We start from the raw sequence: 5,307 nt of genomic DNA, 5'->3' as shown, positions 1-5,307 counted from the left end.
CGAGCCTAGGCGAGGCACCGAATGGAGGGGCAAAAGCGCTTTGGTTACTTTCGCGCTTTTCGAAAGTGACTCGCTGTAAGAGCGAAACCGCCAGCCGCCATTACCGCAGAAACGGATATGCCCACCATCCAGAAAACAACCTCTTCACGGCACCAAAATCACCTTATCCCCACCGCCCTCATTCACCTCGGCATACCGCGCCAACCCATCCGCCAACGGCGACTCAACCAACCCCTGCGGCAATGGCAACAAATCCTGGTCAAAAAACTTGCCAAACTGATCCAGCATCGCCGCGCACGCCTGAACGCCATACAGCAGCGAATTGACCCCCACCACCGAGCCACCCTTGCGATACAGCCCCAGCGCCGGCAACTGCACCATGCCATCCACCGGCGCGGCGATGATCGCAATGCGCCCGAACGTGGCCAGTGCCGCAACCGATGCCGGCAGCCAGAACCCGGTGGTGTCGAAAATCACATCGGCGCCGCCGGCAAACACCGCGTTCACCTGTGCGCCCAAGTCCTCCGGCCTATCCAGCGGCAACGTCTGATAACCCTGAGCGTGCAACGCCTTGACCTGCTCCGGCCGCCGCGCCGCCGCCAGCACCTGAGCGCCACGGACTTTGGCCAACGCCAACGCCGCACTGCCCACCGCCCCGCCGCCGATCACCAACAGTCGCGTTTGCGCCGTCACCAGGCTGCGTTCCAGCGCATCCCACGCCGTGGTGTACGGCACGCCGAGGCTGGCCGCCTGGGCAAAACTCAGGTGCGTCGGCTTGATCGCCACGCCCTTGGCCGGCAATTTGACGAATTGCGCGTGGGAGCCATCGGCGAAAAAGCCCAGCTCACGGCCAGTCCCCCAGACCTCCTGACCGATCATTGCCGGCGGCCCTTCGACGACGATGCCGGCAAAATCCCGGCCGGGAATCCGTGGCAACGTGGTGTAGGGAAAACGCCCGAGCACGTTCTTCACATCGCTGGGGTTGAGGCCGGCCGCCTTGATCTCGACCAGTACCTCATCGGCGCCAGGCACCGGTGTGGGCACCTCGACGAAGCGCAGGGAAGAAAGGTCTCCGGTGTTGTCGAATTGCAGTGCTTTCATGGGAGTGTCCGTCGGGTAAAGGAAGCGATTCAGGAGATCCAGCCAGCGATCAGTTGCCGGCCCATCGGCCACAACTTTTCACCGGCAAGCATGCCAAGCAGCCCGACCAGCGCGATGGCCGGGGGTGCGGGGGAACGAAAATCCAGTGCGCCATAGAGCAAGCCGACGCCCAGACCGATGACCAGCGAGATGAGGTAGCTCATGGCAGATTCCGTGGGCAATTGGGGTAGGCACAGAGTCTAGAACCACCTCGCGCCGAGCATCGGCCAAGTGCTTCTGAATTTCGGCCAAAGACCGGTCAGCCCTGGCGCTGGCTCTCGGCAAACTGCGAAGGCGCAATACCCAGTTCCCGACGGAACATATCGCTGAAGCTGCTCGGCGAATAACCCAGCTCGCGGGCAATGGTGCTGACGGCCACGCCCTGAATCAATTCGGCCACCGCTGTCGCCAATTGCACCTGCCGCCGCCACTCGGCGAAGCCCATGCCCAGGCCGTCCTTGAACAACCGCGCCAGGGTGCGCACGCTGGCCCCGGCGTTTTCCGCGTGTTGCTCGAAGGCAATGTCCAGCGACGGCGCGGCCATGACCGCCTGACAGAGGTTCATCAAGCGCCGGTCAGAGTCGTCGGGTAACGGTATTTTCAGCAGAGACCGCTTGGCTCGCCTAAGCTCCAACAGCGCGAGGCCGACCAGTGCCTCGTAATACGCGGGTTCACCGTCCTCCCCCTGCGCCACCAGCCCGACGATCAGCTCGCGCAGCAAACCGCCCACTTCGATCACCTGGACCGTGTCGTCCAGCGTCGCCGCTAACGATGGCCGCAGGTAGATGTTGCGCATCTGCAAATCCGAGACCACACGAATCCCGTGCGGCACACCCGGCGGTAGCCATACCGCCCGTTGCGGCGGCACCACCAGCGCCTCGTGCGGCGTTTCAACCCACATCACGCCACTCATCGCATACAGCAACTGGCCCCAGACGTGCTCGTGGGGCTCGATGAACAGCCCGCGCGGATAGGTGCGCGCGAGTGGCTGCACGGGCACATCGGTGTCACTTAAATCAGGGGGCGCGGCGATGGCCATGGTCAATGATCGTTGGGGTTTTCAGGGAGAGCATGGTAACGAGGCGCCAGTCTTGCCGCCACTGGCGGTAACCGTCTGACAATCCGACTGAATTTTCCGTAACCCGAATGATCCTTCTATTACCACAGGGAGGAAGACAGGCTTTATGAACAACGCAAAATTATTCGTCATTGAATACACCCTTCATGGCGCGCCGAAGTCCTTCATTATCCGCCTGGAAAAAATGGACAACGCCGAGGCGTGGCACTGGGCGAGCTGTGATGCGGGGGTTGGCCGTATTCCGCGCTTCGGCCGAGAGAAGGTGCAAAAAACCAGCAAGCCGCTGGCGGAAAAATTCGGCGTCGAAAACGTGACTTGGCGACCGGCCAGTTAAAGAAAATGGAGCCTGATCAGGCTCCATTTTTAGTGGGACAGGTTATTTGCCGTGGGCGCATTTGCAGCCCTTGCTTGCGCACGCTTCACCATGCTCGTGGTGCTTGGCGCAGGCTTCACAGCAAAAGTGTTTGCCGTGGCGCGCTATCGGATGTTCGCCCAGTTTGCAGTTGCATTTGGGGCAGTCGCAGGTACTTTCACTGTCGATCATGAGCCTGACTCCGTGGATAGGGTCGTCGGGGTGCCGCGAATGCGGCCCGTGTTACCAGTGTAGGAGTTTGTGTCAGGCCTGCCGCGTACTGCTGCGATACATGAAGAACAACGCCAGCGCCAGGCAGCCCATCGCCACGATCCGGCTGCCCGACAATTCAATCGCCGGGTTGCCCAGCCAGCCGAAGTTGTCGATCAACATGCCCATCCCCAACTGCCCGAGGATCACCGCGACCGTGGCCACCGCCGTGCCGACCCGTGGCACCGCCCCGACCATCACCATCATGTACACCACGCCGAACAGCGCGCCGCTGAGCTGCCATTTCGGCACGTCCAGCAAACTGACGGCGTGGGCCGGTTCGAAAAACAGGATCAACAAACCGGTGACCAGCGCGCCGACCGCAAAGGTCAGCAAACTGCTGCGCAACACGCCGACGGTTTCACCGAGCCGGCCATTGATCGCCGCCTGCACACTCAACACCGCACCGGCGGCCACGACCACCGCCAACAAAATAATCAGACTCATCATCAACCCCGAGCGATCAGAACAAGTGCCGCGACAATCAGCAGCAGCGCCAGCCAGCGTTCACCGTTGACCTTCTTGCGCGTGGCGCCGAACCAGCCGAAGTGGTCGATCAACACGCTTTTGCCGACTTGGCCGGAAAGGATCGCGATCATCGTCATCGCGATGCCAATGTGCGGCGTGGCCAGGGTCAGCACCACTACGTAGATCGGCCCGAGAAAACCGCCGATCAACTGCCAGCGCGGCAAGGTGCCGAGCGCCGGACCTTGTTGCGGACCGCTGAACAGCAGCAGCAAAAACAGAATCGCCGAGCCGACGCCGAAGATGCTCAACGTCGCCCACAAATGCCCGACCTGAACCCCGAGCGGCCCGAGCAACCCGGCCTCCACGGACAGGCCCATGCCGGCGAGGATTACCAGTGGTAGCAGTAATAGGCGTAACCCGGGTTTGAAAGTGGGCGTTGCGACAACAGCTGCGTCGATTGAAGAAGATTGCATAGAAAGGAAACCTGCGATTGATCCGTCGTGGCACAAATTCTGTGGGAGCGAGCTTGCTCGCGATAGCGGTAGGTCAGTCACATAGATGTTGAATGTACCGACGCTATCGCGAGCAAGCTCGCTCCCACAGGGTCCGTGGTGTTCTGTCCGCTTCCCCGTGGGAATAGCGAGCATTATCGGCTAGCGATCCTTTGCGATAAATGGGAGCATCCGGACAACACTTTTGCGCAACCCGCACAGCAGGACTCGCCATGCACGGCTTCAATGACTTGGGATTCAAGGCGCTTCGGCTGTTCGTCGCAGTGCTCGACCACGGCAGTTTTTCCGAAGTAGCCCGCCGCGAGGGCCTGGCGCCCTCTTCAATCTCGCGGCAAATCCAGCAGATGGAACAAGCCTTGAGCCAGCAATTGCTCTATCGCCACACCCGCGCCGTCTCGCCCACCGAAGCCGGGCGCATGCTCGGCCATCACGCGCGACTGGTGCTGGTGCAACTGGAAGAAGCCGAGCAGGCCTTGCAGGAACAGCAAAGCGAACCCAGCGGACTGGTTCGAATCAACGCCCCGGTGGTGTTCGGGCAACGGCATTTGACGCCGTGGCTGGGGCAACTCTGCGAGCGTTACCCGAAGCTGCAACTGGATATCCAGCAGACCGACAGCTACGTCGATCCGTTGCAGGAAGGCGCCGACCTGCTGTTCCGGATCGGCCCGCTGCACGATTCGAGCATGCAGGCACGGATTCTCGCGCCGCACCGCTTTCAAGTCGCCGCCAGCCCGGCGTACCTGAAACGCCACGGCATACCGCAACACCCTGACGACCTGTCGAACCATCAATGCCTGGCCTACAAAGGTGTTACCGGTCAGCAGCGCTGGTTTTTCCGCAAGGACCAGCAGGACTGGACGCCTTACTCGGTGAAAGGCCCGCTCACCGGCAACCACGCCGACACCCTCACCCAAGCCGCCCAACAGGGCCTGGGGCTGGTGATGTTTCCGTCCTGGCTGATCGGTGAAGCCGTGCGCGCAGGCACGCTGGTGCCGGTGCTCGGCGAATTTCAGGTATCGAACAGTCTTGAGCCACAACAAATCGCCGTGCTCTGGCCCGGCAGCCGACGGTTGTCGGTGAAGGTACGCACGGTGATCGATTTTTACGTGGCGTGTTTTGGGGTGGTGCCGTATTGGGACAGGCCGTAACACCGCACGAATGGCCTTTGTTCAATGCAATCCGTGTGGGAGCGGGCTTGCTCGCGAAGAGGGAGGGTCAGTCAATACATCATCGGCTGTTAGGGCGCCTTCGCGGGCAAGCCCGCTCCCACAGGTGGTAGGTGGTGATCACACATCCGGTTTCACACGGACAAACCGTGGGAGCGGGCTTGCTCGCGAAGAGGGAGGGTCAGTCAATACATCATTGGCTGTTACGACGCCTTCGCGGGCAAGCTGAACTGGCCTAATGATTTTGGACACCTCAATCGGGCGCTATGATGGCGCCCAAATCTGAGGTGTTTGGATATGCGTAAATCTTATTCAAGTGAG

The 5,307-nt window shown here is 61.1% G+C and carries 8 protein-coding genes; 2 read left to right on the top strand and 6 right to left on the bottom strand.

Going from position 1 to position 5,307, the window contains the following annotated elements:
- Nucleotides 1-144: 144 nt before the first annotated feature.
- The 3 genes from ACQKP4_RS28250 to ACQKP4_RS28240 form a co-directional block, all read right to left on the bottom strand.
- Nucleotides 145-1,101, bottom strand: coding sequence for a quinone oxidoreductase family protein (locus ACQKP4_RS28250; RefSeq protein ID WP_427637337.1), 957 nt, complete (start codon nucleotides 1,099-1,101; stop codon nucleotides 145-147).
- Nucleotides 1,102-1,130: 29 nt separating this feature from the next.
- Nucleotides 1,131-1,304 (bottom strand): DUF1427 family protein, encoded by a 174-nt coding sequence (locus tag ACQKP4_RS28245; RefSeq protein ID WP_427637336.1) that lies wholly within the window; start codon nucleotides 1,302-1,304, stop codon nucleotides 1,131-1,133.
- 95 nt (nucleotides 1,305-1,399) lie between these two features.
- Nucleotides 1,400-2,179 carry an AraC family transcriptional regulator gene (locus tag ACQKP4_RS28240; RefSeq protein WP_427637334.1) on the bottom strand — a complete coding sequence of 260 codons (780 nt, stop codon included), beginning with the start codon at nucleotides 2,177-2,179 and terminating at the stop codon, nucleotides 1,400-1,402.
- A 145-nt stretch (nucleotides 2,180-2,324) separates the two neighbouring features.
- Between ACQKP4_RS28240 and ACQKP4_RS28235 the strand changes: the two genes are divergently transcribed.
- On the top strand, nucleotides 2,325-2,552 hold the full coding sequence (locus ACQKP4_RS28235; protein WP_427637332.1) for a DUF6555 family protein: 228 nt from the start codon (nucleotides 2,325-2,327) through the stop codon (nucleotides 2,550-2,552).
- Nucleotides 2,553-2,594: 42 nt separating this feature from the next.
- Here ACQKP4_RS28235 and ACQKP4_RS28230 read toward each other — a convergent pair whose 3' ends face one another.
- The 3 genes from ACQKP4_RS28230 to ACQKP4_RS28220 form a co-directional block, all read right to left on the bottom strand.
- Nucleotides 2,595-2,762: a metallothionein gene (locus tag ACQKP4_RS28230; RefSeq protein ID WP_427637331.1), complete on the bottom strand. Its 168-nt coding sequence runs from the start codon at nucleotides 2,760-2,762 to the stop codon at nucleotides 2,595-2,597.
- Nucleotides 2,763-2,834: 72 nt separating this feature from the next.
- A complete protein-coding gene (locus ACQKP4_RS28225; protein ID WP_427637329.1) occupies nucleotides 2,835-3,290 on the bottom strand; it encodes a DMT family transporter in 456 nt (151 codons plus the stop codon).
- Nucleotides 3,290-3,781, bottom strand: coding sequence for a DMT family transporter (locus tag ACQKP4_RS28220; protein WP_427637327.1), 492 nt, complete (start codon nucleotides 3,779-3,781; stop codon nucleotides 3,290-3,292). The genes ACQKP4_RS28225 and ACQKP4_RS28220 overlap by 1 nt, the downstream gene beginning before the upstream one ends.
- A gap of 251 nt (nucleotides 3,782-4,032) precedes the next feature.
- Between ACQKP4_RS28220 and ACQKP4_RS28215 the strand changes: the two genes are divergently transcribed.
- Nucleotides 4,033-4,968: a LysR family transcriptional regulator gene (locus tag ACQKP4_RS28215; protein WP_427637326.1), complete on the top strand. Its 936-nt coding sequence runs from the start codon at nucleotides 4,033-4,035 to the stop codon at nucleotides 4,966-4,968.
- Nucleotides 4,969-5,307: the final 339 nt, after the last annotated feature.

This window comes from Pseudomonas sp. NPDC086278, assembly GCF_050280905.1.
GTDB lineage: Bacteria > Pseudomonadota > Gammaproteobacteria > Pseudomonadales > Pseudomonadaceae > Aquipseudomonas.
The sequence above is the reverse complement of the archived record's forward strand: the minus strand, read 5'-3'. Positions and strand labels throughout refer to the sequence as shown.

What these genes read in the sequence shown, in the direction of transcription:
- ACQKP4_RS28250 (WP_427637337.1), bottom strand. Translation starts at nt 1,101, where the DNA reads ATGAAAGCACTGCAATTCGACAACACCGGAGACCTTTCTTCCCTGCGC.
- ACQKP4_RS28245 (WP_427637336.1), bottom strand. Translation starts at nt 1,304, where the DNA reads ATGAGCTACCTCATCTCGCTGGTCATCGGTCTGGGCGTCGGCTTGCTC.
- ACQKP4_RS28240 (WP_427637334.1), bottom strand. Translation starts at nt 2,179, where the DNA reads ATGGCCATCGCCGCGCCCCCTGATTTAAGTGACACCGATGTGCCCGTG.
- ACQKP4_RS28235 (WP_427637332.1), top strand. Translation starts at nt 2,325, where the DNA reads ATGAACAACGCAAAATTATTCGTCATTGAATACACCCTTCATGGCGCG.
- ACQKP4_RS28230 (WP_427637331.1), bottom strand. Translation starts at nt 2,762, where the DNA reads ATGATCGACAGTGAAAGTACCTGCGACTGCCCCAAATGCAACTGCAAA.
- ACQKP4_RS28225 (WP_427637329.1), bottom strand. Translation starts at nt 3,290, where the DNA reads ATGATGAGTCTGATTATTTTGTTGGCGGTGGTCGTGGCCGCCGGTGCG.
- ACQKP4_RS28220 (WP_427637327.1), bottom strand. Translation starts at nt 3,781, where the DNA reads ATGCAATCTTCTTCAATCGACGCAGCTGTTGTCGCAACGCCCACTTTC.
- ACQKP4_RS28215 (WP_427637326.1), top strand. Translation starts at nt 4,033, where the DNA reads ATGCACGGCTTCAATGACTTGGGATTCAAGGCGCTTCGGCTGTTCGTC.